The organism is Pseudomonadaceae bacterium SI-3 (genome assembly GCA_004010935.1).
GTDB lineage: Bacteria > Pseudomonadota > Gammaproteobacteria > Pseudomonadales > Pseudomonadaceae > Stutzerimonas.
Genome location: CP026511.1, coordinates 4,244,805 through 4,271,537 on the forward strand (window position 1 = coordinate 4,244,805; position 26,733 = coordinate 4,271,537).

At 61.2% G+C, this 26,733-nt stretch carries 22 protein-coding genes; 13 read left to right on the forward strand and 9 right to left on the reverse strand.

The genetic code is table 11. The annotated features are described in order from the left end of the window. From C1896_19795 to C1896_19820, 6 genes are all read right to left on the reverse strand, one after another. Complete coding sequence (locus C1896_19795; GenBank protein AZZ46968.1) at positions 1 to 603, reverse strand: chemotaxis protein CheB; 603 nt, start codon at positions 601 to 603, stop codon at positions 1 to 3. Continuing rightward, positions 600 to 1,418 (reverse strand): chemotaxis protein CheR, encoded by an 819-nt coding sequence (locus C1896_19800; GenBank protein AZZ46969.1) that lies wholly within the window; start codon positions 1,416 to 1,418, stop codon positions 600 to 602. Before C1896_19800 ends, C1896_19795 begins: the two co-directional genes overlap by 4 nt. Position 1,419: 1 nt before the next feature. Then, positions 1,420 to 4,929, reverse strand: coding sequence for a two-component system sensor histidine kinase/response regulator (locus C1896_19805; GenBank protein AZZ46970.1), 3,510 nt, complete (start codon positions 4,927 to 4,929; stop codon positions 1,420 to 1,422). Positions 4,930 to 5,145: 216 nt separating this feature from the next. Then, positions 5,146 to 5,304 (reverse strand): YqaE/Pmp3 family membrane protein, encoded by a 159-nt coding sequence (locus C1896_19810; protein AZZ46971.1) that lies wholly within the window; start codon positions 5,302 to 5,304, stop codon positions 5,146 to 5,148. Positions 5,305 to 5,693: 389 nt separating this feature from the next. Beyond that, positions 5,694 to 5,909 carry a hypothetical protein gene (locus C1896_19815; protein AZZ46972.1) on the reverse strand — a complete coding sequence of 72 codons (216 nt, stop codon included), beginning with the start codon at positions 5,907 to 5,909 and terminating at the stop codon, positions 5,694 to 5,696. Beyond that, positions 5,909 to 6,742, reverse strand: coding sequence for an MBL fold metallo-hydrolase (locus tag C1896_19820; protein ID AZZ46973.1), 834 nt, complete (start codon positions 6,740 to 6,742; stop codon positions 5,909 to 5,911). The genes C1896_19815 and C1896_19820 overlap by 1 nt, the downstream gene beginning before the upstream one ends. 240 nt (positions 6,743 to 6,982) lie before the next feature. Between C1896_19820 and C1896_19825 the strand changes: the two genes are divergently transcribed. From C1896_19825 to C1896_19835, 3 genes are read left to right on the forward strand one after another with little or no spacing between them, the layout of a single operon-like run. Then, positions 6,983 to 8,347: a serine protease gene (locus C1896_19825; GenBank protein AZZ46974.1), complete on the forward strand. Its 1,365-nt coding sequence runs from the start codon at positions 6,983 to 6,985 to the stop codon at positions 8,345 to 8,347. A 3-nt stretch (positions 8,348 to 8,350) separates the two neighbouring features. Continuing rightward, a complete protein-coding gene (locus C1896_19830; protein ID AZZ46975.1) occupies positions 8,351 to 9,112 on the forward strand; it encodes a hypothetical protein in 762 nt (253 codons plus the stop codon). A 9-nt stretch (positions 9,113 to 9,121) separates the two neighbouring features. After that, on the forward strand, positions 9,122 to 9,622 hold the full coding sequence (locus C1896_19835) for a water stress/hypersensitive response domain-containing protein (protein ID AZZ46976.1): 501 nt from the start codon (positions 9,122 to 9,124) through the stop codon (positions 9,620 to 9,622). Positions 9,623 to 9,808: 186 nt separating this feature from the next. On the opposite strand, the gene treF is transcribed toward C1896_19835, so the two are convergent. Together treF and C1896_19845 are read right to left on the reverse strand one after the other, a co-directional pair. Beyond that, complete coding sequence (gene treF / locus C1896_19840; GenBank protein ID AZZ46977.1) at positions 9,809 to 11,407, reverse strand: alpha,alpha-trehalase; 1,599 nt, start codon at positions 11,405 to 11,407, stop codon at positions 9,809 to 9,811. Beyond that, positions 11,404 to 12,171, reverse strand: a complete 768-nt coding sequence (locus C1896_19845; GenBank protein ID AZZ46978.1) for an SDR family oxidoreductase — start codon at positions 12,169 to 12,171, stop codon at positions 11,404 to 11,406. The genes treF and C1896_19845 overlap by 4 nt, the downstream gene beginning before the upstream one ends. Positions 12,172 to 12,369: 198 nt before the next feature. Here C1896_19845 and rarD point away from each other — a divergent pair, with 198 nt between their 5' ends. Then, a complete protein-coding gene (rarD, locus tag C1896_19850) occupies positions 12,370 to 13,263 on the forward strand; it encodes an EamA family transporter RarD (protein ID AZZ46979.1) in 894 nt (297 codons plus the stop codon). Between the two features lie 7 nt (positions 13,264 to 13,270). Here rarD and C1896_19855 read toward each other — a convergent pair whose 3' ends face one another. Continuing rightward, positions 13,271 to 13,789, reverse strand: a complete 519-nt coding sequence (locus C1896_19855) for a glycine cleavage system protein R (GenBank protein AZZ46980.1) — start codon at positions 13,787 to 13,789, stop codon at positions 13,271 to 13,273. Between the two features lie 293 nt (positions 13,790 to 14,082). Here C1896_19855 and C1896_19860 point away from each other — a divergent pair, with 293 nt between their 5' ends. From C1896_19860 to C1896_19900, 9 genes are all read left to right on the forward strand, one after another. Continuing rightward, positions 14,083 to 16,263 (forward strand): malate synthase G, encoded by a 2,181-nt coding sequence (locus tag C1896_19860; GenBank protein AZZ46981.1) that lies wholly within the window; start codon positions 14,083 to 14,085, stop codon positions 16,261 to 16,263. 200 nt (positions 16,264 to 16,463) lie between these two features. Continuing rightward, positions 16,464 to 18,086, forward strand: a complete 1,623-nt coding sequence (locus C1896_19865) for a chemotaxis protein (protein AZZ46982.1) — start codon at positions 16,464 to 16,466, stop codon at positions 18,084 to 18,086. A gap of 21 nt (positions 18,087 to 18,107) precedes the next feature. Then, complete coding sequence (locus C1896_19870) at positions 18,108 to 19,268, forward strand: hypothetical protein (GenBank protein ID AZZ46983.1); 1,161 nt, start codon at positions 18,108 to 18,110, stop codon at positions 19,266 to 19,268. An 11-nt stretch (positions 19,269 to 19,279) separates the two neighbouring features. Continuing rightward, entirely contained in the window at positions 19,280 to 19,684 is a 405-nt protein-coding gene (locus C1896_19875) for a phosphate ABC transporter substrate-binding protein (GenBank protein ID AZZ46984.1), read from the forward strand. 182 nt (positions 19,685 to 19,866) lie between these two features. Then, positions 19,867 to 21,801: a cyclic nucleotide-binding protein gene (locus tag C1896_19880; GenBank protein AZZ46985.1), complete on the forward strand. Its 1,935-nt coding sequence runs from the start codon at positions 19,867 to 19,869 to the stop codon at positions 21,799 to 21,801. After that, positions 21,798 to 22,502, forward strand: coding sequence for a 3'-5' exonuclease (locus C1896_19885; GenBank protein ID AZZ46986.1), 705 nt, complete (start codon positions 21,798 to 21,800; stop codon positions 22,500 to 22,502). Before C1896_19880 ends, C1896_19885 begins: the two co-directional genes overlap by 4 nt. A 121-nt stretch (positions 22,503 to 22,623) precedes the next feature. Further along, positions 22,624 to 23,139 (forward strand): RNA polymerase subunit sigma, encoded by a 516-nt coding sequence (locus C1896_19890; protein AZZ46987.1) that lies wholly within the window; start codon positions 22,624 to 22,626, stop codon positions 23,137 to 23,139. After that, positions 23,136 to 24,119: an amino acid ABC transporter substrate-binding protein gene (locus C1896_19895; protein ID AZZ46988.1), complete on the forward strand. Its 984-nt coding sequence runs from the start codon at positions 23,136 to 23,138 to the stop codon at positions 24,117 to 24,119. Before C1896_19890 ends, C1896_19895 begins: the two co-directional genes overlap by 4 nt. A gap of 129 nt (positions 24,120 to 24,248) precedes the next feature. After that, a complete protein-coding gene (locus C1896_19900) occupies positions 24,249 to 26,693 on the forward strand; it encodes a TonB-dependent siderophore receptor (protein ID AZZ46989.1) in 2,445 nt (814 codons plus the stop codon). Positions 26,694 to 26,733 lie beyond the last annotated feature (40 nt).

The following is a 26,733-nucleotide window of genomic DNA, read 5'->3' on the forward strand; positions in this document are numbered from 1 at the left end:
TCACTCCAGTTCACGCAACAGTCGATGGATATCGCGCAAGGGCAAAATGTAATCCGGCGCGAAGCGCTGGAGTGCTGCACGTGGCATGGTCGGGACCTCGGCTTCGCCAGGGTCCTGAACAATAGTGAGGCCGCCGGCCTGCTTGATCGCCTCGAGACCGGCGGCGCCGTCCTCGTTGGCACCTGTCAGAAGAATCCCGGCGACACGCCCGCCCCAGGCATCAGCCGCCGACTCGAAGAGCACGTCGATTGAGGGCCTGGAGAAATGCATCGCATCATCCTGGCTAAGCGACAGGCTCATGTCCGCCTCGACCAACAGGTGATAACCCGGCGCTGCGAAGTAGAGCGTGCCGCCGCAAATGGGCTCCTTGTCGCCCGCTTCCTTTACCGCCAGATCGGTTTTGCGTTGGAAGATTTCTACCAGCTGCGTCGGCCCGGTTGCCGGCACGTGCTGAACCATCAGCAGCGGCAAGCGATAGGTTCGAGGCAACCCGGTCACCAACGCGCTGAGCGCAGCCAACCCGCCGGCGGACGCACCGATCACCACGGCATCTACAGGACGGTCGAGGGGTTGAGAAAAGGCTTCGGCGGCAGTGAGCGTCATAGTTTGCGGAACACCCTTTCCGGCTTGTCGAACGCCTCGAACTGCTCGGCATAGCCGGAAAACTCAACGGTTTCCTTGCTGCCAAGACCGAGAAATCCCCGGTGGCAGAGCGAGTCGTAGAACAGGCCGAAGGCACGGTTCTGCAGCGGCTTGTTGAAGTAGATCAGCACGTTGCGGCAGGAAATCAACTGGGTCTCGGCGAAAACGCTATCGGTCGCCAAACTGTGATCGGCGAACGTTATGTTTTCTTTCAAGGACTTATCCATGATTGCCGAGTCATAGGCCGCCGTATAGTAATCGCTCAGGCTGTGCTTGCCACCGGCACCTTGATAGTTACTGGTGTACTGACGCATGTTGTCGATGTTGAAGATGCCCTGGCGCGCACGTTCGAGTGACCTTGGATTGATGTCGGTCGCGTACAAGATTGTGCGATCGAGCAAACCTTCTTCTTTGAGCAAGATGGCCATCGAGTAGACCTCTTCGCCCGTGCTGCAGCCGGCAATCCAGATCTTCAATGACGGATAGGTGTACAACACCGGTATCACTTGCTCACGCAACGCCAGGTAATAGCTGGGGTCGCGGAACATCTCGCTCACCGGAATGGTGAGAAACTGCAGCAGCTCCATGAACGCCTGCGGATCGTAGAGAATCCGGCGCTGGAGCTCCGAGATGTTCTCGCACTGCATCTGCTTGAGCGCCAGCAGCACGCGGCGCTTGAGCGAAGCACTGGAGTAGTCGCGAAAATCGTAGCTGTAGCGCAGGTAGATCGCTTCGATCAGCAGCTTCAGCTCGATGGCCTGGTTGCGGTCCGGCATGTCACAGCAGCTCCACTTTCGGCAGCCAGACACGGATCAGCGAGAACAGACGGTCCAGATCGATGGGCTTGGCCAGGTAATCGTTGGCACCCGACCGCAGGCAGCGATCCTGATCGTCTTTCATCGCCTTGGCGGTCACTGCGATGATCGGCAGTTTGGCGAAGCGCGGGTCCTTGCGGATCTCCTGCATGGCGGTGAATCCGTCCATCTCCGGCATCATGATGTCCATCAGCACCAGATCGATGTCGCCGACATTCTGCAACTGAGCGATGGCTTCATGACCGTTGCGGGCGATCTCGATCAGCGCGCCCTTCTGCTCCAGTGCGCTGGTCAAGGCGAAAACGTTACGCACGTCATCGTCGACCACTAGGATCTTGCGGCCCTCGAAAGCTTTTTCTCGGCTGCGCACGCTTTTGAGCATCTTCTGCCGCTCCGGCGGCATATCGGATTCGACCTTGTGCAGGAACAACGTGACTTCGTCGAGCAGCCGCTCCGGCGACCGTGCGCCCTTGATGATGATCGAGCGCGAGTATTTCAGTAGCGCACCCTCTTCGTCGCGAGTCAGGTTGCGTCCGGTATAAACAATGACCGGAGGGAAGGAGCAGATGTCTTCACGCGCCATGCGTTCGAGCAGCTCGTGGCCGTCCATGTCCGGTAGCTTGAGGTCGATGATCATGCAGTCGAACACAGTGGAACGCAGCAGCTCCAGGGCCTGCTCGCCGAACTCCACGGCGGTGATCTCGATGTCGACGTCCTCGATCAGCCGCGACACGCTTTCACGCTGACGCGCGTCATCTTCGACCAGCAGGATACGTTTGACCTTCTGCTCCAGCTTGGCTTCGAAGAGGCCGAACACGGCCTTGAGATCCTCACGGGTCGTCGGCTTAGTGGCGTAGCCGATGGCTCCCATCTGCAACGCAGCTTCCTTGCGGTCTTCCACCGACACGATATGCACTGGAATGTGCCGTGTGATGGGATTTTCCTTGAGCCGTTCGAGCACCGTAAGACCGGAATGGTCCGGCAGCCGCATGTCCAGCAGGATCGCATCGGGACGGTACTGCACAGCCGTGTCGAAACCGCGATCAGCGTTCTGTGCGATCAGACAGCTGTACTTCAGTTCGTGGGCCAGATCGCGAAGGATGCCGGCAAATTGCGGCTCGTCTTCGATCACCAGCACCGAACGCTCGAACGGGAAGCGCTCGCGGTCGTCCGTAAGCGTCGCCACGCCCTGCTCCGGCACCGGCACCGGTCTCGGCGTCGCGGCGATCGGCGTCGCAACCGGTGCCGGCGCGTCCGGGATATCGAACGACTTCGGCTCAGGCAAAGGCTCGGGGTCCTGCTCGACCACCGGGGCGCTGTAGTTCTCCGGAACGATCAATGTGAACACACTGCCGGCCCCCGGTTCGCTACTGACTTCAATGGTGCCGCCGAGCAACTGGGCCAGCTCACGGGAGATGGACAAGCCCAGCCCGGTGCCGCCATAACGCCGGTTGGTGGTGCCATCGGCCTGACGGAAGGCTTCGAAGATGACTTCCTGCTGGTCGGCGGGGATACCGATTCCGGAATCACGCACGGCAAAGGCTATCTGTTGGTCGTCACGGCGCGTGACCCGAAGTTCTACCGAGCCCTTCTCGGTGAACTTGAAGGCATTGGACAACAGGTTCTTGAGAATCTGCTCCAGCCGCTGGCGGTCGGTATAGAGGCTCGGCGGCAAGTCCTCGGCCAGCTCGACATTGAACTGCAGCGACTTTTCCAGCGCCTGGGCGAGAAACAGGCTCTTCAGGCCATCGACCAGTCGCGTGAGAATCAACAGCTCGGGATGGACATCCAGCTTGCCGGCTTCGACCTTCGAGATATCCAGAATGTCGTTGATCAGATTGAGCAGATCGTTGCCCGCCGAATAGATCGAGCGCGCAAACTGCACCTGGTCTTCCTGCAGATTGCCGTGCGGATTGTCGGCCAGCAATTTAGACAGAATCAGCGAGCTGTTCAGCGGCGTGCGCAGCTCGTGGGACATGTTGGCGAGGAATTCCGATTTGTAACGACTGGCGCGCTGCAACTCATCGGCGCGCTCTTCGAGCATCAGCTGCACCTCATGCAGGCGATGGTTCTTCAGGTCCATTTCATCGCGCTGCTGCGCCAGCGCCTGGGTCTGTTCGGCGAGCTGCTCGTTGGTCTGCTCCAGCTCGGCCTGCTGCTCTTCCATGTGCGCCTGTGACTCGCGCAAGGCGTTGGATTGCTCCTCAAGCTCTTCGTTGGCCGCGCGAAGCTCTTCTTGCTGGACCTGTAACTCTTCGTTGAGCTGCTGGGTTTCAGCAAGCATGCGCTGCAGCCGCTGGCGATAGCGCGCAGCCTCGATGGCCGAGCCGATATTTTCGCTGACCCGCCGCAGCAACTCATTGTCCTCGTCACGCAGGGGTCGCAAGAAGCCGACTTCCAGCACGGCGTTGAGCATGCCGCTGTCTTCCACCGGGAAGATCAGTACGGACGAGGCGGCGGCGCTGCCCAGCGCCGAACTCACGTTCAGATAACCCTGCGGCACGTTGTCGAGCTGCATTACGCGACGCTCCAACGCCACCTGGCCCACCAATCCCTCGCCCAGCTCAAGATTGCGGCCGGCATGCAACCGGTCCCGATCCCAGCCGAATTCCGCGACCCGCTGCAGTTTGCCTTCCTGGGTGACATACAGCGCCCCGACCGCAACGCCGAGGTAGCGGGCCAGGAAACCAAGCACGTTCTGGCCCAGCGTCGGCAAGGCCTGCTCGCCGATCATCGACTCGCTGAGCTGGGTCTGACCGTTTCGATACCAAGCCTGCTTTTCCAGTGCGGCGGCATGCGCCTGTTGCTGTTGGAGCGACTCCGAATAGCTATCCGACAAACTGATCAGGTCGCGCCGCCCGAAATAGACCAGCAGGCCGCTGAAAATCAGACTGAACAGCAGAAACCCGCCGATCAAAGCGGTGGTGATCGTTTCGGACGTATCGGTACGATCGGCTCGGATTTGTCGTTCGTAGGCAATGAACTCGTTGAGCAGCCGACGCTGTTCTTCCTTCAGCTTCAACCCTTCCTGACTGCGCACATACTCAACAACGGATTCGTTCCGAGCCCTGCGGGCGATCGCCTCCTCGGAAAACGCGATCCATTGCTCATGCAGCCGACCAAGGCGCTCGACACGATTCAGCTGTACCGGATCATCGGCGGCGTAATCAGCAATCAAGTCGAACTGGCTTTCGAATACGGGCAGTTCGTTTCGGTAGGGTTCGAGAAAAGCATCGTCCCCGGCAATCAGATAGCCTCGCATCGAGGCTTCCAGGTCACCCATCACTTTCAGCATGTCGTGAGCGTAAGCAACGCCCACCACGGAGCGCTCGACCCAGTGACTGACGTTGAGCAGGAAGTAGACGATGGCGCTGAAGAAAAACGCGCTGAGGAAACCGAAACCGAGGGGCACCGCCACGTTGCGGTTGAGGATTCGCTTGAAGTGATTCTGATCGATGAAAGAGTCGCCCATCTGGTTCCTTCCTGGGTACTGTGCGAGCAACAGCGACCCACGGCCATGCGGGCGGCTGCGTCGCCACCAGCGAACGCCTCCGATCCCGACAAGTTCTTGATGACTCGCGCGAGATGCCACAACGCGCGCAGTCGACCGCGGACTCTACACCGCCTCGCTTGCAAGCACAAAAAAGCCCGGCCGAATGGCCGGGCCCTGTTGCTCGCTGATCAACCCTCAGCGACGGGCGATGATCCAGACTGCGTGAATGATGCCGGGGATGTAGCCCAACAGCGTCAGCAGAATATTCAGCCAGAAGGCGCCACCCAGGCCAACTTGCAGGAACACCCCTAGCGGCGGCAGCAATATAGCGATGATGATGCGAATCAGGTCCATTGTGGTTCCCCCTCAGTCTGGTTTTGGCCAATTGGCTTACTGTGAATCGACCGAATCGCCGGAGAGGGGTTCCTTTCCGGCGGGAATCAGGGGCTGGCAGGGCCACAGGACCCGGGAGTTCGATGGAACAACCACAACCGAGACGGCAGTGATTTCAAGCATCCGGTAGCGACCGTTTGAGTCGCCAGGGGCACCCAAAGGGTGCACGAGAGAGAGAACGCGGCTGGCCGTGGAATTGGGTCAGCTGAATGCGCAGATGCCGCCTGCCTTGTGAGCCGCGCGCAACGCCGAGCAGTATCGCTTCAGCCGGCGGACTATCGCAGATACATCAGGCCCGTCGCCATACGCGAAAGGTCGAACATGACAACCGGATTCCCGAGCCAGTGCCGCTAACGGTGCCTTGGCGGTTCAGGCCTGTTGCGCTTGCGCCGGATGTTGATCCACGACAGCACGGCCAGCGCCAGCATCAGCCCGGTCATGTTGAAGTTGCCGATCACTGCGTAGCCCAACGCCGCCAGCGAACAGGCTACCAAACCGACCCACCTCACGTAGCCCATCATGGTGCGCACCGCGCCTCCGACGCGATCATCCTCTGGCTGCCCCATCAAACCGACCTCGCCCGCATGCGTTCAAGCTCCTTGGCATCATGGCTGCAGAACAGCGTCACCTCGTCCTTGTGCTCCAGCGACAGGGTCCAGAGCCGATGCTGGTTTGCCAGGCGTGCCGTGCGATCGGTCTCCATCATGCGCTGATAGAAGCGCAGCCCCGGCGTGCAATGACGTTTGGTCTGGCCGACTTCATCGCGGTAGAAATAGGCGTCACCGGCGTGCAGCAGCCAACCGTGACCGGTATCCAGCGCGACACCAGCGTGGCCATGGGTGTGCCCGGTGAGCGGGATCAGCAGGATCTCCGGCGGAAGGCCACGTAGTTCCCGTACCGCCTGAAAACCGAACCAGGTGTCCCCGCCCGGCTCGTAGAACTGCCAGTGGCGCACCTCATCCCATTGCTGGTGGCGATAGCGGCGGTGGCCGAGGAAGCTGTGAGTTGAGCGCGCCGCGTCCATCTCGCGCTGAAGCACGTGGACCTGGGCATTGGGAAAGTCCGCGAGCCCACCGGCATGGTCGAAATCCAGATGGGTGAGCACGATGTGCTGCACGTCATCCGCGCTGAAACCCAACTGCCGAACCTGCTCCAGCGCCGTGAAGCGACGCTCGAACTTGATGTTGTTGAAGGCAATGAAGAACGAACTGAGTCGCTTGCGTGGCTCCAGCACATCGCAGCTGCCAAAGCCGGTATCGACCAGCACCAGCCCATGCCCATCGGTCTCGATCAACAGACAGTGGCACACTAAGCTGGCGGTCAGCCCGCTGCTGAAGCCGTCGAACAGCTTGCCGCCGACCGGGCACATACAGCCGCAATTGAGATGATGAATGCGCATGGAAATCTCCTCAGGAGCGGAGCATCACGCAACGGAACGCTGCGCCGTCGAGCCCCTTTGTTCAGCCTCGTATAGGTTGTGAGGCTCGCCTACTGCGCAGAGTTCAGGTGCCGGCGCCATTGACCGATGACCTGAGGCAAGGCCCCGCACGATGGAGAGGAACCTGCGGCCGGCTGGACTATCCTCCGAGGACTGCCTCGATCAATCACCGGCTTGCCGTCGACCTGGGAGTCACAGCTGATGCATCGTCGCTTCACTCAACGATTCGCCTGGCTGCTTGGCGTGCTGCTGGCCTTCGCCAGTGCTGCACATGCGGCCGACCCGGTCATGGTGCTGCGAGTAGACGGGATTATCGGCCCGGCCAGCGCCGACTACGTCATCCGCGGCATCCAAAGGGCGCAGGACGCTGATGCGCAACTGCTGGTGCTGGAGCTGGACACGCCCGGCGGGCTGGATAGCTCGATGCGCGCCATGATCAAGAAGATCCTCGCCAGCCCGGTGCCTATAGCCACCTATGTCACGCCCAGCGGCTCGCGGGCGGCCAGCGCCGGCACCTACCTGCTCTACGCCAGCCACATCGCCGCCATGACCCCCGGCACCAACCTGGGCGCCGCGACTCCGGTGCAGATCGGAGGCGGTGGGGGCCAACCGGTGCCTTCGCCGGATGCCGAGAAGGGAAATGAAAACAGCGGCGACGCCATGAGCCGCAAACAGGTCAACGACGCAGCAGCGTACATTCGTGGTCTGGCGCAACTGCGCGAGCGCAATGCCGAATGGGCCGAGCGGGCGGTACGAGAGGCCGTCAGCCTCTCGGCAGCCGAGGCGCTGGAGCAGAACGTGGTCGACTACCTGGCCAGCGATCTCGATGACCTGCTGACCCAGCTGAATGGCAAGACGGTCGAGACCCGCGCAGGCACGCGCACGCTGCAGACTGCCGACGCCACTCTCGAGCGCCATGACCCGGACTGGCGGGTGCGCCTGCTGGCCGTCATCACCAACCCCAGCGTGGCGCTGATCCTGATGATGATCGGCATCTATGGACTGGTCTTTGAATTTTCCAACCCGGGCACCGGTGGTGGTGGCGTCATCGGCGGGATCTGCCTGCTGCTGGCGATGTTTTCGCTGCAGATGCTGCCGGTCAACTATGCGGGCGTCGCACTGATCCTGCTGGGCCTGGCGTTCATGATCGCCGAGGCCTTCGTTCCCAGCTTCGGCGTGCTCGGCCTCGGCGGCGTGGCCGCCTTCGTCACCGGCGCGGTGATTCTGATCGACACCGAAGTGCCGGGCTTCAGCATCCCGCTGGCGCTGATCGGCACGCTTGCTGTCATCAGCGCGTTGCTGGTCTTTGGCATCGTCAGCATGGCGCTGAAAGCCCGGCGGCGACCGATAGTCAGCGGCGATGCCGACCTGATCGGCACCCTGACCCAGATTACCGGCATCAAACCAGATGAGCCGGGCACCGGTTGGGTTCAGCTACACGGTGAACACTGGCAAGTGCATGGAACCGGGCCACTGCAGGTGGGTCAGCAGGTCCGCGTGGTGGCACGGCATGGCTTGCAACTGGATGTGACTGCGGCCGACAGGCCGTCAACCGAGAAGAGGTGAAGCATGGGTCTTGAAATGAGTTTTATCGTCGTCGCGGTGCTGGTGATTGCACTGCTGGCTTCGACGTTCCGCATTTTGCGTGAATACGAGCGCGGCGTGGTGTTTCAGCTGGGCCGCTTCTGGAAGGTCAAGGGGCCGGGGCTGATCCTGATCATTCCCGGCATCCAGCAGATGGTCCGGGTCGACCTGCGCACCTTGGTCCTGGACGTTCCAACCCAGGACGTAATCTCGCGCGACAACGTCTCGGTGAAGGTCAATGCGGTGGTCTACTACCGCGTGCTGGATGCTGAAAAGGCGATCATTCAGGTCGAGGACTACCACTCGGCCACCAGCCAGCTGGCGCAGACGACGCTGCGTGCGGTGCTCGGCAAGCACGATCTGGACGACATGCTGGCCGAACGCGAGCAGCTCAATAACGACATTCAGCAAGTGCTCGACACGCAGACCGACGCCTGGGGCATCAAGGTCGCCAACGTCGAAATCAAGCATGTGGACCTCGACGAATCGATGATCCGCGCCATCGCCCGGCAGGCCGAGGCGGAACGCGAGCGTCGCGCCAAGGTCATTCATGCAGAAGGCGAGCTGCAGGCCTCGGAAAAACTTATGCAGGCCGCCGAAATGCTCGGGCGCCAACCCGGAGCCATGCAACTGCGCTACATGCAGACGCTGAGCAACATCGCTGGCGACAAGAATTCGACCATCGTCTTCCCGCTGCCTATGGAGCTGCTCCAAGGCCTGGGCAACCTCACCAAGAAAAATGAGTAGAGACCTTATATGCCCCTGCGCTCAGCCGTACCCGTTGTTCGCCTGCTGTCGGTCTGCCTGCTGGCACTGACGCTCACTGCCTGCGCGGCTTTCTTCGACCACGACCCGCTCAACGTACAGGTGGCCGGCATCCAACCGCTGCCCGGGGAAGGGCTGGAGCTGCGCATGGCGGTGAAACTACGGGTGCAGAATCCCAACGACCGCCCGCTGGATTACGACGGCGTAGCGCTGGAGCTGGAAATCAACGGACGCAACCTGGCCAGCGGCGTCAGCGACGCAAGCGGCACCATCCCACGCTTCGGCGAAACCGTATTGAGCGTGCCGATGACCATCTCGGCATTCTCTGCCGCGCGGCAAGCGCTGGGTCTGGCTGAGCACATCGGCATGGATGAAGTGCCCTATGTGCTGCGCGGGAAACTGGCGGGCGGGAGGACGTTCGGCACTCAGCGGTTCATCGAGAAAGGCACCCTGAATCTGGAAGGCGCGTTGCCAAGCCCGTATCGGCGGTGAATCGCCAGGTTTCGCAGCTGGCAGACGCGCTCTGGCAAGCGGATAGCTAGGCCAGCGGTATCTCCGAACGCCTCACGAGCAAGCTCGCTCCTACAAAGGCATCTACCGCCTCGCCGAGTAGCGCGCGCTTGCTCGCAAATGGCAGGCCTGCCGGCCCGCTCCAGTTGCGGTGGCTGTCCGCCCGGTTCATTCCACCCGGCAGCGACCGGCTCGGCAACGGTGGGCTTCGTGAGACGGGTCGGCCTGCATCAGTTTGCGGGTCACGCCATTGGTCCAACCGAAGCCATCCTGCAATGGATACTCACCGCCGCCAGCGTGCTCGGTGCAGGGCCGCAGCACGTACTTCTCCACCAGCTTGCTCTCGCTTTCAAACAGCAGCGAGACGATCTTCAGCCAGCGCTCTTCGATCTGCAGTGCCAGTGCATCGTGACCATAGTGTTGCAGCCCACGGATGCCCATCCATTGCAGCGGCGCCCAGCCGTTCGGGCGGTCCCACTGCTCACCACTGCCGCCGACCTCGGTGGTGGACAGACCGCCAGGAGCGAGCAGCCGTTCGCGAACCACTTCAGCCACCCGCGCCGCCTGCTCGGCACTGGCAAGCTTGACGAACAGCGGCGTCAGGGTGGCAGCGGTAAGGTTGTCCCTAGGTTTTGCGAGGCACCAGTCGTAGTCGAAATAGGCGCCGTGCTGCTCGCTCCACAGGTAATGATCGATCGCAGCCAGACGCTTTTCGGCACGCTGACGGAACGCCTCGGCACAGTCATGTTGGCCCTTGGCGCGGCTGAGACGGGCGATCTGTCGCTCAAGGTTGTAGAGAAAGCTGTTCAGGTCCACCGGAATGATCTGCGTGGTGCGAATGCTCGACAGCCGCTGAGGATCGCCCAGCCAGCGCGAACTGAAATCCCAGCCGGACTCGGCACCGGCTCGCAGGTCGCGATAGACCTCATGCGCAGGCCGGCTGGATGAACGCGCCGTTTCGACGTCTTCGAGATAGGACTCCTCGCGCGGCGTGTCCCGCTCATCCCAATAGCGATTGAGTACGCTGCCATCGGCCAGACAAACGCAGCGACGATGGGATTCTCCGGGCCGCAACTGATCGTCCCCATCGGTCCAGAACGCGTGCTCCTTCCGCAACTGCGGCAGGTAATCGTTGGCGCGATGCACGCCGGACTCCTCGAACAGGTCCGTCATCAACGCGAAAACCGGCGGCTGCGAGCGGCTCAGGTAATAGGAGCGGTTGCCATTGGGCACATGGCCGTAGGTATCGATCAGGTAGGCGAAGTTGTCCGCCATTGATCGCAGCAACTCGCAATGCCCACTCTCATCCAGGCCGAGCATGGTGAAGTAGGAGTCCCAGTAGTACAGCTCGGTAAAACGACCGCCCGGCACCACGTAGTCGTGGGGCAGCGGCAGCAGCGAGGAGAATTCCGGGTGCTGACGCGGGTGGCGGGTCAGCACTGGCCAGAGCCGGTCGATGTGCTCATCCAAGGTATCGTCGGGGTTGGCGACGAACTCGGTTGGCTGTCGCTGGTAGACCTCGAAGTGCTCCAGCACAAATCCACGTAGATCGAAGCCGGGCTGGCTATTCTGCGCCCGATAGGCTTCGAGAATGCGCTCCGGATGCTGTCGCGGGGCGCAGTCGACGAAGGTCTTGCTGTCAGCAAACACCCGCTGCATCTGCACCGCCACGAACAGTTCCTGGTACCGGTCCGCGGGGGTCAGGGTATCGGCGGCCGAAACCGCGCGAGTGTCGTAATCGAAGTCGCTCGAAGGGATATCGGTCATTGCTCGCTGTAATTCCATAGCAGTCCACCATCTATCACCAGTGTAGTGCCGGTGACGTAGTCGGCGTCGTCCGAGGCGAGAAAGGCCACTGCACCCGCCACATCGTGCGGCTGCCCCAAACGCTTGGCCGGGATGTTCTCAAGCAGCCCGGCGAGTTTTTCCGGTTCGTTCATCAGCGTCTGATTGATTGGCGTCTCGATCGCGCCGGGCGCGACGTTGTTGACGGTGATCCCCAGCGGTGCCAGTTCGATCGCCAGGTTGCGCGTCAGCATCTTCAGACCGCCCTTGCTGGAGCAGTAGGCACTGAAATTGGGAAATGGCAGCTCCTCGTGAACCGAGCTGTTGTTGATGATCCGCCCGCCTCGCCCGGTGTCACGCAGGTGGCGGGCAAACGCCTGAGACAGGAAGAACGGGCCGCGCAGATTGACGCTCAGCACCTGGTTGTAGTCCGCCTCGCTCACATCGAGAAAGGCGTCGTGTTTCTGCACCCCGGCGTTATTGACCAGAATGTCCAGGCGGCCCATCTGCTCGACGGCTTGCTCAACCAGCCGATAGCAATTGGCAGGTTCTGCAACATCCGCGGCGATAAAGCAGACCCGATGCCCTTGGGCCCGCACCTGCTCGAGTGTTTCGCGCGCCTGGTCGTCGTCATGTCGCCCATTGATAACCAAGTCGGCGCCTTCCTTCGCCAGGCGTATGGCTATGCCGCGGCCGATGCCCTGGGTGCTGCCGGTAACCAGGGCGACCTTATTCTGCAGTTTCATCGAACACCTCGTGTGGCTGTCGAGTCGCAGCGGCGACCCCGAGTCGTCCACTTTGAGACGGGCTGCAGGCGGGCGCGTTCAACCTCGGGTGTTTGCGAATGCTTCCGGAACGCACCCGGGACGGTTTGCGCAGCAGACAAATGCCTGCACCAGAGCGCAAAATGGCCGGCTCTCCGCCGCCCCGCTTTCAGGACAGCCATGGCCACCGCCGATCTGCGCAAGGGTTACCTACTGGGTCTGATGACCTTTTCCATCTGGGGCCTGTTCCCGCTCTACTTCAAGTCCATCGAGCAGTACGCGGCGCTGGAAATCGTTACTCAAAGGGCCATCTGGTCAGCGCTGTTCGGCACGCTGGTGCTGAGCCTCTGGCGCCACGCAGGCTGGTGGCAGGAGTTGCTTGCCCATCCGCGGCGGATCGGTGTGCTGATGATTTCCAGCGTGCTGATCGCCAGCAACTGGCTTATCTACGTCTGGGCGGTGAACCACGACCACATGCTCGAGGCGAGCCTGGGCTACTACATCAATCCGCTGGTCAATGTGCTGCTGGGGCTGATCGTGTTGCGAGAGCGCCTGCGCCCGCTGCAATGGTTGGCCGTGGCGATGGCGGCTGTCGGCGTGCTGCTGCAGCTGGTCACCCTCGGCGACTTTCCATGGGTGTCGATCGCGCTGGCGCTGAGCTTTGGCAGCTATGGTCTGTTGCGCAAGCAGGCGCCGGTCGCCGCCCTGCCGGGCTTGGTGGTGGAAACCTGGCTTCTGTTGCCGATCGCGCTGGGCTGGCTGTTTTTCTTCGGCAGCGGCCCAAGCACTGAATGGTCGTTCTGGACAGAGCCGCAGGCGCTGTGGCTGGTAGCTGCCGGGCCGGTCACGCTGCTGCCGCTGCTGTGCTTCAACGCAGCGGCCAGGCATCTGCCCTACTCGACCCTGGGCTTCCTGCAGTACATCACGCCCACGTTGCTGCTGCTGCTCGCGGTATGGGTGTTCGACGAGCCCTTCCCGGCCGATCGCCAGCTGGCCTTTGTCTGCATATGGGCGGGACTCGCCGTGTACAGCTACGACGCCTGGCGCGTGATGCGTAAAGGCGCCACGCGTTAACGGCAAGTCAATCGGCAGGCTGCAGTTTCAACTCCACCATCAGGTCGTCGGCCAGCGTTTCCAGGTGTTCCTGCAGCTCGTCCAAGGACAGTTCACTCGGCACGGCCAACCGCGCATCAGCCCGGAACAGCAACTCGTTGGTCATCGGCGCGGGCAGAACGTCGGTGTCCAGACTTTCCAGATTGACGCCGTGACGGGCAAGCAATTGAGTGATATCACGGACGATGCCCGCGCGATCGTTGCCCACCAGCTGCAGCTGAATCATCTGCCAACGCCGTTCTGGCTCCGCGCCGCTTTGTGCAACGAGGACCCGGATACCCTGTTGCTCAAGCTGCTGCAGGGCTTCGCTGAGATCGGCGTGGGCCTGAGCCGGCACCGCGACCCGCAGAATTCCGGCGAACTGGCCGGCCATACGCGACATGCGGCTCTCCAGCCAGTTGCCCCCATGTTCGGCGATGCACTTGGCCAGGCATTCGACGAGCCCCGGCTGGTCCTCGGCAATCACGGTAAGAACGAGATGATCCATCTGTGGCTCCTTTAATAGAGAAATACGGCAAGCGGCGTTGGCCGTGCGACTGCTGAGAGTAATGGACCGCTCCCGTGGCGTGCGACTCCATAGGTATAGAACAAACGTCGCCAACGCCGTATTAAAGAGGCCGGTACGCAGCGTGCCGACTGCCGGATGAGCGACATCCAGGGCCTTGAGCTTGCGCCGTGTGGCGGACTGATTTTCCGAACGGCTTCATGTAGTATCCGTCGACCCGGACTACAAGAAGAAACTGTCCGACGGATTTGAAGAAGAACCAAGTGAGGCGAGTAATGACTGAGCGCGTTCAAGTCGGTGGCCTGCAGGTCGCCAAAGTCCTGTACGACTTCGTGAACAACGAAGCGATTCCTGGTACCGGCGTTGATGCCGATGCCTTCTGGGCCGGCGCTTCCAGCGTCATCCATGACCTGGCGCCAAAGAATCGCGCGCTGCTGGCCAAGCGTGACGACCTGCAAGCCCAGATCGACGCCTGGCACCAGGCGCGTGCCGGTCAGGCCCACGATGCCGCGGCCTACAAAGCCTTCCTGCAGGAAATCGGCTACCTGCTGCCGGAAGCCGAAGACTTCCAGGCCACTACCCAGAACGTTGACGAAGAAATCGCCAGCATGGCCGGCCCGCAGCTGGTGGTGCCGATCATGAATGCGCGCTTCGCCCTTAACGCCGCCAATGCGCGCTGGGGCTCGCTGTATGACGCGCTCTACGGCACCGATGTGATCCCCGAAGAAGACGGCGCCAGCAAAGGCCCCGGCTACAACGAAGTCCGCGGCAACAAGGTCATCGCCTATGCCCGCGCCTTCCTCGACGAAGCCGCTCCGTTGGAAACGGGCTCGCATGCCGACTCCACTGGTTACCGCATCGATGCTGGCAAACTGGTCGTCTCGTTGAAGGATGGCAGCACCACCGGCCTGCAGAACCCAGCGCAACTGCGCGGCTTCCAGGGCGACGCCAACGCACCGATCGCCGTGCTGCTCAAGCACAACGGCATCCACTTCGAAATCCAGATCGATCCGTCCAGCCCCATCGGCCAGACCGATGCAGCCGGCGTGAAGGACGTTCTGATGGAGTCGGCACTGACGACCATCATGGACTGCGAAGACTCGATTGCTGCGGTCGATGCCGATGACAAGACCATCGTCTACCGCAACTGGCTCGGCCTGATGAAGGGCGATCTGGCCGAGGAACTGGACAAAGGCGGCAAGCGCATCACCCGTGCCATGAACCCTGACCGCGTCTACACCCAGGCCGACGGCAACGGTGAGCTCACCCTGCACGGCCGTTCCCTGCTGTTCATCCGTAACGTCGGTCACCTGATGACCAACGATGCCATTCTCGACAAGGACGGCAACGAAGTCCCGGAAGGCATCATGGACGGCCTGTTCACCAGCCTCGCCGCGATCCACAACCTCAAGGGCAACACCAGCCGCAAGAACACCCGCACCGGCTCGATGTACATCGTCAAGCCGAAGATGCACGGCCCGGAAGAAGTGGCTTTCGCCACCGAACTGTTCGGTCGCGTCGAAGACGTCCTCGGTTTGCCGCGCAACACTCTGAAAGTCGGCATCATGGACGAGGAGCGTCGCACCACGATCAACCTCAAGGCCTGCATCAAGGAAGCGCGCGAGCGCGTGGTGTTCATTAACACCGGCTTCCTCGACCGCACCGGCGACGAGATCCACACTTCCATGGAAGCCGGCCCGGTGGTACGCAAGGCTGCGATGAAGTCCGAGAAGTGGATCAGTGCCTACGAAAACAACAACGTCGACGTGGGCCTGGCTTGCGGTCTGCAAGGCAAAGCGCAGATCGGCAAGGGCATGTGGGCCATGCCTGACCTGATGGCCGCGATGCTCGAGCAGAAGCTCGGCCACCCCATGGCCGGTGCCAACACCGCCTGGGTACCGTCGCCGACCGCCGCCACCCTGCACGCCATGCACTACCACAAGGTTGACGTGCAGGCGCGTCAAGTCGAACTGGCCAAGCGTGAAAAAGCGTCCATCGACGACATCCTCACCATCCCGCTGGCGCAAGACACCAACTGGACCGAGGAAGAGAAGCGCAACGAGCTGGACAACAACTCGCAGGGCATCCTCGGCTACATGGTTCGCTGGGTCGAACAGGGCGTCGGCTGCTCCAAGGTGCCGGATATCAACGACATCGCGCTGATGGAAGACCGCGCCACCCTGCGCATCTCCAGCCAGCACGTAGCCAACTGGATGCGTCACGGTGTGGTAACCAAGGATCAGGTGGTCGAAAGCCTCAAGCGCATGGCGCCTGTGGTCGATCGTCAGAACCAAGGCGACCCGGTATACCGCCCGATGGCGCCGGACTTCGACAACAGCGTGGCCTTCCAGGCTGCCCTGGAGCTGGTCCTCGAAGGCACCAAGCAGCCCAACGGCTACACCGAGCCGGTCCTGCACCGTCGTCGTCGCGAGTTCAAGGCCAAGAACGGCCTGTAACCCGCAACGCTGCGGCACAAAGAACCGCCCTTCGGGGCGGTTTTTTTATGGGTGTTTGCCGCCCAATGGCGCTCAAGTTCCGCCTGCGACATCCGATAACGTGACCGGATTTCCAAAATAAGTCACAATTTATCCGACAGATGGCAATGCGCCTCTAGTGGCCATTACGTAGTATCCGCCACCCACTGTGGAGTCGATGCATGTTCAAGAATTTCTCGCTTACTGCGAAGCTGTCGCTGGTCCCCGCCGTCGCCCTGCTCGGGCTGATTCTGTATGTCGGCTATACCTCGCTGCAGCTGTCTGCGACGGATTCGCGCCTGGTCAGCATCGAAACACAAAGCTATCCCACGCTGGAAAAGGCTGACGCGGTGATCTTTCAGTTCTCCCGTATTCCCGGCCTGTTGAACAATGCCGTGGCCGCCGGAGAGTCGGGCATTCTCGGCGAAGCGCGCGAAGGGCTCAGTGAAATCGATGCGCAGCAGCAGGCGCTCGCCACGCTTCTGAACACCCAGCCGCAAAGGCTTCAGGCGCTCAACGACTGGCGCAAGGCGGTCAAGGCGTACGCCGACAACGCGCTCGACGCTTCCGCCAAGCTGATCGACGGCAGTGCCTCGTTCGATGATCTACGCCCGAGCCTGGATCGTATGGCCAGTGACCTTGCCCAAGCGCAGAAACTGGCCACTGACTTCCGCACCGGCGCGTACCAGGATTTCCAACAGACCCTGGCCGAAACCCGCGAAGCCAACAAAAACACCACTCGACTGGGAATCATCCTGAGTCTGGTGCTGATCGTGATTGTGGGCCTCGGCGCCTGGCTGGTGATTCGCAGCGTGATGTCAAACGTACGCGGCGTGATCGCCTCTCTGCAGTCCATCGCACGTGGAGACGGCGACCTGACCCAGCGCGTTAATGTCGAGTCGAACGATGAGATCGGCGCCATGATCGAGCTGTTCAACGGCTTTCTCGACAAGCTGCAGCGCACTATCCGCCAGATCATCGAAGCTGCCAGCCCCCTGGGCCAGGTCTCCAAGGAACTCTACAACCTGACTCAGGGTTCGGAAGAGAACGCCAAGTCGCAGCAGCACCACACCGACTCCATCACCCGCGACATCCTCACCATGACCGGTAGCATCCAGGAGGTCGCGCATCGCTCGCAGCAGGCCTCGGACGAAGCCAACTCGGCCGCGCGCCAGGCCGCCACCGCGCGTGAGCACGTTGGCAGCCTGTCGACCGGTATCAGCGACCTGGGCGACAGTGTGATGGGCGCAGTCAAGGCCATGGAGCAGCTGGAAGAGGAAACCCAGGAAGTCGGCTCGGTGCTCACCGTGATCCGTAGTATTGCCGAACAGACCAACCTGCTCGCATTGAACGCCGCCATCGAAGCCGCCCGCGCCGGCGAACAGGGTCGCGGCTTCGCCGTAGTGGCTGACGAAGTACGCAACCTGGCGCAGAAAACCTCCGCCTCCACTGCAGAGATTCAGCAGATCATCCAGCGACTGCAAAGCAGCGCCAACACCGTGCTCAATGTGATGAACAGCAATGGCGAGAAATCGCGCGCCAGCATCGAACGCTCGGTCGAAGCGACCCAGTTGCTCGAAACCATTGCCCGCACCGTCAACCAGATCGACGAACTCAATGCCGGTATCGCTCAGTTCACTCAGGAGCAGATCGGCCTGTCGAGTTCCATCCAACAAGAAACCCAAGTGTTGCAGCAGGACGCACAAGCAACCGCAAACGGCGCCGAAGCCACCGCCCGACTGGGCGAGCAACTGGTCAGCACGGGCGATCACCTGCGTGCGGCCACGGCCCAATTCCGCGTTTAAATTGATTTTAGGAGCACCCTGATGACCGCAGTACGTGTTATCGGCCTGGCAGCCGTCTGCCTGGCGACCACTCAAGCCTTCGCCCTCGAGCAAGGCGAGCACCGCTTCAACGGTTTCGGCACCGTCGGTTTCACCCATCTGGGTGGTGAAGACGATGGCCGCAGCTATGGTGTTCAAGGCCAAACCAACGATTCTTGGCGCGGCGACCAACTGTCCAAGTTCGGCGCCCAGCTGACCTACGGCATCACCGACACCGTCGGCGTGACCGTTCAGGCCACTGCCAAGGCACAGCAGGATGAGTGGAAAGCCAACCTGGAGTGGGCCTACCTCTCGTGGCAGACCACCGATCAACTGATGCTCCGCGCCGGCCGCCTGCGCAGCCCGGTCTACATGTATTCCGAAAGCCTCGACGTCGGCTACAGCTACCCTTGGCTGCGCCTGCCTGACGAGGTGTACAGCCAGGTCCAGGTGACCAATTACGAAGGCGTCGATGCGGTCTATACCGTACCGCTGTCCTACGGCTCGGTGACCATCCAGGTCGCGGGTGGTCAGGCCAAGAATCGTGACTACTACGCCTATGACGAGCAGTTCGATATTGACTACGGCAACCTGTTCGGCGCCAGCGTCAGCCTGGCCACCAATGATTTCGGTACGCTGCGCGTCGGCTATGTCGAAGCGGATATCAAGACGGATATCAACGGCACGGTCACTGTGGCGCCGGGCGTCAGGGCTCCACTGAGCCTGCTCGCTCTGGACAAGGAAAAAGGTAAGTTCACCTCGATCGGCTACCAGTACGACAACGGCGTCTGGGTCAGCAGCAACGAATGGACCTCACGCATGATCGAGAACGACAACATGGAGTCGATTGATTCCTTCTACTTGATGGGTGGCCGTCGCTTCGGTGATTTCCTGCCGCACGTGACTTATGCACAGCTGGACGACAACGGTGGTCGTCAGTCCTCCTGGACGCTGGGGCTGAACTACCAGGCCGCCCCGACCGTCGTGGTCAAGGGGGAGTACAAGCGCGTGGACACCAAAAATGGTTATGACGGTGTGTTCACCCGCAACGCCCAGGAAGTCTTCAACAACGCAGTGTATGACCTCAGCGCTGGCACCCGTGGCGCCCCCGCCCGCAACTACGACGGCGACATCGTTTCCGTCGGCGTCGATTTCGTATTCTGAGGAGCGTCTAGATGAAAACATCCCTTCGCATTCTCGGCAGCGCAGCCCTGCTCGGCATGGTTTCCATGGCTCAAGCTGAAGTCGCGGTCATCGTTAATCCCGGTGCTTCCAAGGCGCCGTCGCAGTCCGACGTAGCCAACATCTTCCTGGGCAAGGACAAGTCCATGAAAGGCGTCGACCAAGCCGGCTGGACTCCCGCCAAAGAGGCTTTCTATTCAGGCGTCACCAACAAGAACGAGTCGCAGCTCAAGTCGTACTGGTCCGGGCTGATTTTCACCGGCAAGGGCCAGCCACTGCCAAGCGTCGCCGACGACGCCGCGATGGTCGCCAAGGTTGCCGCCGAAGCCGACGCCATCGGTTATGTCGACAGCGCCGCGGTCAACGATTCGGTCAAGGTGCTGTTCACCCTGCCGTAATCGAACGCACCACCAGAACCGCCCTACGGGGCGGTTTTTTTATGCGCGCAAAATCCTGCTACAACCCAGCCCGCTCAGCTGACCCGTGTCAGCCCGATGCAGCCTGCCCGCGACTAGACTTACGTCCAATGTGCCCCACCGGACCCACAGCCCACCATTGGGCGCAAAAATGGAACCGAACCATGAGCAAAGCCGATGCTTTCGCCGAGGCAGGCAAAACCGCCGTACTGCAGAACATCCACGGAACCATGGAGTTTCTGCGCAAGTACCCGCCGTTCAACCAGATGGAGCCCGGCCATCTGGCTTATCTGGTTGAAAACTGCCAGCTGCGCTTTTACAGCGAAGGCGATTGCATCATTTCGCCTGATGACGGCGTCGTCGAGCACTTCTACATCATCAAGCAGGGCCGGGTTCATGGTCAGCGCCCACACACCAGCAAGCGCGGCACCGACACAACCTTCGAGGTGATCGTCGGCGAATGCTTTCCGATGGCCGCCTTGATGGGCGAGCGTGCCACCCGCACCGGGCACTTCGCCGCCGAAGACACCTTCTGTTTTCTGTTGAACAAGCCCGCCTTCGTCAAGCTGGTCTCCAAATCCGCGGCATTTCGTGACTTCGCCATGCGCGGCGTCAGTAGCCTGCTCGACTTGGTCAATCAGCAGGCGCAGATGCGCGCGGTGGAGAGCCTTGGCGAGCAATACTCGCTAGAGACGCGCATCGGCGAGCTCGCTTTGCACCATCCGGTCTCTTGCCTGCCATCAATGCCACTGGCCGATGCGGTGGCCCTGATGCACGAAAACAACACCGGCAGCGTGGTGATTACCGACCTCGAATTTCACCCGCGAGGCATCTTCACCTTGCGCGATCTGCGCCGCGTGATCGGCACCGGTACGACCGACCTGTCCGCCCCGATTGCCGAATTCATGACGCAGGATCCATTCCATCTCCCGCCGGATGCAACAGCCTTCGATGCCGCTATCGCCATGACCGAGCGTCACATCGCTCACGTCTGCGTTGTCGATAAAGGCCTGCTGAGCGGGGTGATTTCCGAGCGCGATCTGTTCTCGCTGCAGCGCGTCGACTTGGTTCATCTGGCGCAGGCGATTTCGCACGCCGACAGCGTCGAGACGCTGGTGATCATCCGCAGCCGGATCTTGCAGCTGGTCGACAATATGCTGGCGCACGGCGCCTCCTCTACACAGATCACACACATCATCACGCTGCTCAACGACCATACGGTTTGCCGCGTGATCGAACTGGCCATCGAATTGCTCGGCGACCCCGGCATCCCTTTCACCTGGCTGTGCTTCGGCAGTGAAGGGCGCCGCGAGCAGACCCTGCATACCGATCAGGACAACGGCATGCTCTTCGAAGCTGCTGACGCAGCCGAAGCCGCTTCTATCCGGGGCCGCCTGCTGCCGCTTGCAGAGCGCATCAACCACGATCTGGACACCTGTGGCTTCACCCTGTGCAAGGGCAACATCATGGCCAGCAACCCGCAGCTGTGCCTTTCACGACTCGAATGGCAGCGGCGCTTCAGCGCCTTCATTCGGGAATCGACACCGGAAAATCTGCTCAGCAGCACCATTTATTTCGACCTGCGCGCGATCTGGGGTCCCAGCGAGGGGTGCGAGCAGCTGCGCAGCAACATGCTTGAGGAGGTCGGCGACAGTCGGTTGTTCCAGCGCATGATGGCGGAAAACGCGCTACGTCATCGCCCGCCCGTAGGACGTTTTCGCGATTTCGTGGTGACCCGTAAAGGCGACGGCAAAGCGACCCTGGATCTTAAAGTGCAGGGCCTGACACCCTTCGTAGACGGCGCGCGACTGCTGGCGCTGGGCCACGGCATCACAGCGTGCAATACGTTGGACCGATTGCGCCAGCTGGTCGAAAAAGATGTCATCGACGGAAAGGATGGTGCTGCCTATGAAGAGGCCTACCATTTCATCCAGCAGACCCGCATGCAGCAGCACCAGCAGCAGGCACGCGACGGAAGGCCTTACTCGAACCGGCTCGACCCGGACACCCTCAATCACCTGGATCGGCGTATCCTGCGCGAATCCTTTCGCCAAGCCCAGCGCCTACAGAGCAGTCTGGCGGTCCGCTACCAGTTATGAATATGCCCTGGTTCAAACGTCGCGGCCCTATCCTCGAACTCGAACAACTGCAACGGCGTGATCAGCTTGTGCCGCCTGCTGCCCTGGACCTTTGTCCGCTCGACGTGCAGCGCATGGTGGTGCTTGATCTTGAAACCAGCGGTCTCGACATGCGCCGCGATATCGTCCTTTCCATTGGCGCAGTGGTTATCGAGCGAGGCGGCATCCAACTGGGGGACCAGTACGAGTCGACGCTGTTGCGCCGGGCGCAAAAGGTCAGCGAAAGCGTGCTGATCCACGGGATTGCGCCAAGCGAACTCGAAGCGGGCGAAGACCCGGCCGAAGCGCTTCTGGATTTGATGGAGTTCATTGGCGACAGCCCGATTCTGGCATTCCACGCCGGTTTCGATCAGCGCATGCTCACCCGCGCGTTAAAACAGACGCTAGGCTACAAGCTGCGCCATCCATTCATCGACATTGCCGAAGTTGCACCCATGCTTTGCCCCGACAACCGACCGAGGCAAAACGGTCTGGATGACTGGTGTAGCCATTTCGGACTTCAAGTTCTGCAACGCCATCACGCCAGCGCAGATGCACTGGCCACTGCTGAGCTGGCGTTGATCCTGTTCAGCAAGGCGCGTCGACAGGGCGTGGACAGCCTTGAGGCGATGAGCCAACGATTGGCCAACTGGCGCAAACGGCAGCAGGCTCAGTTCATGTAATAGGGCTTGCCGGGTTCCTGATCGAACGGCGCAACATCCTCGTTGCACCGCTGCCGGCAACTTGCGATCATGTGCGAATAGTTCTCGTTATTGGCCGAGGTGTCGGCCTTGGAGCATTCGCTTGTCGGCTGGGTCGACCCATCAACAGTTCGTGGGCTCGCTGTATCGCGATCATCGCGATTGGCTGTTGAACTGGCTCCGCCGCCACCAGGCGTGTCCTCATCGCGCCGAGGACCTGAGCCAGGACACCTTCCTGCGGCTGCTCAAGCGTGACGATATAGGCGATCTTCGTGAGCCGCGCACTTTGCTGGCGACAATCGCTCGTGGCCTGTTGATCGATCATTTTCGTCGCAGCGCGCTGGAGCGCACCTATCTCGATGAGCTGGCACTGCAGCCGGAAGACACGCAACCCAGCGCCGAGGATCAGCTGCAAGTGCTCCAGGCATTGCGCGAAGTGAACCTCATGCTCGGTGCGCTCTCGGCTAATGCACGTGCAGCCTTCTTCTATAACCGCCTGGACGGCCTGACCCACGCCGAAATTGCGTCGCGCCTCGGCGTCTCCGTTCCACGCGTAAGACAGTACCTCGCCCAGGCTCTGCGCCAGTGTTATATCGCCGTTTACGGTGCGCCTAGATGAGTGTGGACCGGCAGCCGGTATCGGCCCGTGTGCTCGATGAGGCTATCTCCTGGCAGCTGCGTCTTGGCGACGGTGGCGCGAGCCCTCAGGTCCGAAAGGCGCTACAAAGCTGGTTGAGTGAAAGTGCCGAGCACGCCAAAGCCTGGGCACAACTGGGTGGCATCGATCAGCAACTCGGCACCATTAATTCCCCATCCGCGCGAAGGGCGTTGCAGATCAGTGCTCACTCCGGACGGCGGACAGTAGGTCGTGCGCTTCTCGGCCTGGCATTGCTGTGCACGCTGGGCATGGGAATCGCACTGCAATCGCAGCCGCTGCCGGTGTGGTTAGCTGACGAACGCACCGGCGCCGGAGAACAGCTGAGCGTTACGCTGGCTGACAATAGCCACATACAGCTAAACAGCCGCAGCGCACTGGATATTCACTTCGATCAGCAAGAGCGCCGGCTGTTTCTGCACAGCGGTGAGGTGCTCGTTGAAACCGCACCGGGCAATGACCCAAGACCCTTTGTCGTCGAAACCGAACAAGGCGATCTACGCGCGCTCGGCACGCGATTCATCGTTCGCCGAGAAGGTGATGCGACCCGCCTGGTCGTACTCCGATCCGCTGTGGCCGCGCTTCCCGGCGGCCTACAGGCGGGTCGCACCGTGCAGGCTGGCGAGCAGCTACTGATGCACCGCGACTATCTCGACGACAATCAGGCAGCACCGGTTGCGGCAGACGCCTGGAGCCGGGGCATGCTCGTGGTAGAAGATCTGCCGTTGAGCGAGCTGCTAGCCATACTCGGTGAGTATCGCCGTGGTTACCTCGGCCTCGATCCGAGCCTCGAGTCCCTGCGCATCAGCGGTAGTTTTCCGCTGCACGACACCGACCGCGCGCTGGCGGCCCTGCCACCCAGCCTACCGGTGCAGATCGAGCGGCACACTGATTGGTGGGTCAAGGTCGTTCCGGCGCAACCTGCCAGCGATTCGCACAAGTAACTGCAGCGCACATCGCAGCGGTGGCTCCAGGCCCTATAAAAAATATTTTCAGCTGCCCCTATCACTTTTCATTTCTCCTCCGGCCTCATGAATAACTGAGACATATTCCTATTCGGGAGTTATTCACAAATGCCATCGCTTTCACTGTTCCGCCCCAGCCTTCTGGCCGTTGCTATTGCCGTCGCGCCACTGCCACTACTGGCCCAGACCTCCAATGGCGAAACGGCTGCTGGCGAGGTTCGCGAGTACTCCCTGCCCGCCGCGCCTCTGGCTTCGACGCTGAATCGCATCGCCGCCGAAGCAGGGCTGGTGCTCAGTATTGATCCTGCTCTGACTCGCAACCGCATGGCCGAGCCGGTACAAGGTCGCTTCGATGGCCAGGGGGCGCTGTACGAAGCGCTACGAGGAACCGGGCTAGAGCTGCGACACACCGATTCGGGCAGTTACAGCCTTCAGCCGGGGGCAACCTTCAGTTCCGCTGAAGCCATGGTTCTGCCAGGAGTAGTGATTACAGGCAGCGAGACCGTCGCAGACGCCTGGGGCCCTGCGGATGGCTATCTGGCGAATCGCACCGCTGTTGGCAGCAAAACCGACACCCCGATACTTGAAGCCCCTCGCTCGATTTCAGTGGCCACCCGCGAGCAAATGCAAGACCGCAATGTGCAGAGCCTCGACGACGCGGTGCGCTACATGCCGGGCGTCATCGCCAGCAGCTATGGCAGTGACAGTCGCGCCGACTGGATGAAAATTCGCGGCTTCGAACCTATTCAGATGCTTGATGGCCTGCCACTGATCAAAGGCACCTATGCCATGCCCAAGCTGGAAACCTGGAGCTTGGAGCGCGTAGCCATCCTGCGCGGCCCGGCCTCTTCGGTCTACGGACAAACGCCCCCGGGCGGCCTGGTGGACGCCGTCAGCCGCCGTCCGCAAGCTGAGAGCAGTCGCGAGGTGGAGGTGCAGGTCGGTAACTACGATCACAAGCAGATCAGCTTCGACACCACCGGTCGTATCGACGACGAGGGCCGCTTTCTCTATCGCTTCAGCGGCGTCGGTCGCGACAGTGGAACCGTCATCGAACACATGGACGACCAGCGCTTCAACCTGGCACCAAGTTTGACCTGGAACATCAGCAACGACACCACGTTGACCTTCCTGAGCCAGTTCAACCGCGACGATACCGGCGCCACCAGCCAGTTCCTGCCACTTCAGGGCACCAAGCTGAGCACACCCGCAGGGAAAGTCGACTACAACGAGAACCTGGGCGATCCAAGCTGGGAGTTCTACGACAAGCGCTACTACGCCCTGGGCTATGCCTTCGAGCACCGCATCAATGATGTCTGGCAGTTCCGGCAGAATCTGCGTTACAGCAAGATCGACTTGGAAGCCCAGACGATCACCGCAGGCGGATGGGCTTTTGCGGTTGCGGACGACGGCACGGTGCAGCGTGGCGCCAACGTATACGACGAGGACATCAGCCACTTCGCCGTGGATAACAACTTCCTGGCGGATTTCAGCACGGGCGTCATTGGCCATACCGTGCTGCTGGGTCTCGATCATCAGCGCGTGAATACAAACTACCGTTGGCAGTACGGCGCAGCGCCTGCCAGCAACATCATCAACCCTGTCTACGACCAAGACTTTAGCGGCGTCGCCTACGCTGCTTTCCAGGACTACAACCAGAAACGCCGTAACACTGGCGTATACCTGCAAGACCAAATGTCCATCGATGCCTGGCGCCTGACGCTAGGCGGCCGCTGGGATCGGCTAGACACCGACTCGGTGTTCTACAACGCTGGCAACGCCCAGGACAGCCGCCGCGACAGCGCTTTCAGCGGTAACGCGGCTCTGAGCTATGTGTTCGAATCTGGACTGGTTCCCTATGTGTCCTATGCCGAGTCCTTTCAGGCCGAAGCAGGCGGAACCGCCGGACAGACCTTCCGGCCGAGCACTGGCAAGCAATATGAAGCCGGTATCAAGTATCAACCCAACGGTAGCGAGCTGCTGCTCAGCGCAGCTGTTTATGACCTGACGCGCCAGGACATCATCAGTACCAACACCAGCGGCGTGACAGCCCCAGTCGGCGAAGTACAGGTTCGCGGCCTGGAGCTAGAGGCGACGGGTAGTGTCACGGACAATCTCAAATTGACGGCGTCCTATACCTACGCCAACAGCAAGATGACGAAAGTCGGCGACCCCCTGGACCAGAACCGTCCATTGCCGCTGACCCCCGAGCATCAAGCAGCGATCTGGGCCGACTATGACTGGGCAACAGGTCCGCTGGCCGGCTTTGGGGTTGGTTTTGGCGCGCGTTACGTCGGCGCCACCGACAACATTGCGGTAGGGAGCGTCGGCTTCGTGCGTGATGAATCGGACGGCCATTCAAGCGCGTACACAGTCTACGACGCTGCTGTTCGCTATGACCTCGGCCAGGTCGACAGCAGCCTCCGCGGCGCCAGTGTCGCTATCAACGCTAACAATGTGTTCGACAAGGAATACCTAGCCACCTGCGACGGCTTCTACTGCTATGCCGGCGACCCGCGCCGCGTAACGGCTAGCCTAAGTTACGCTTGGTGAGCCTCTCAGTAGTACCGGAGGCCGCTGACGCGGCCTTTGG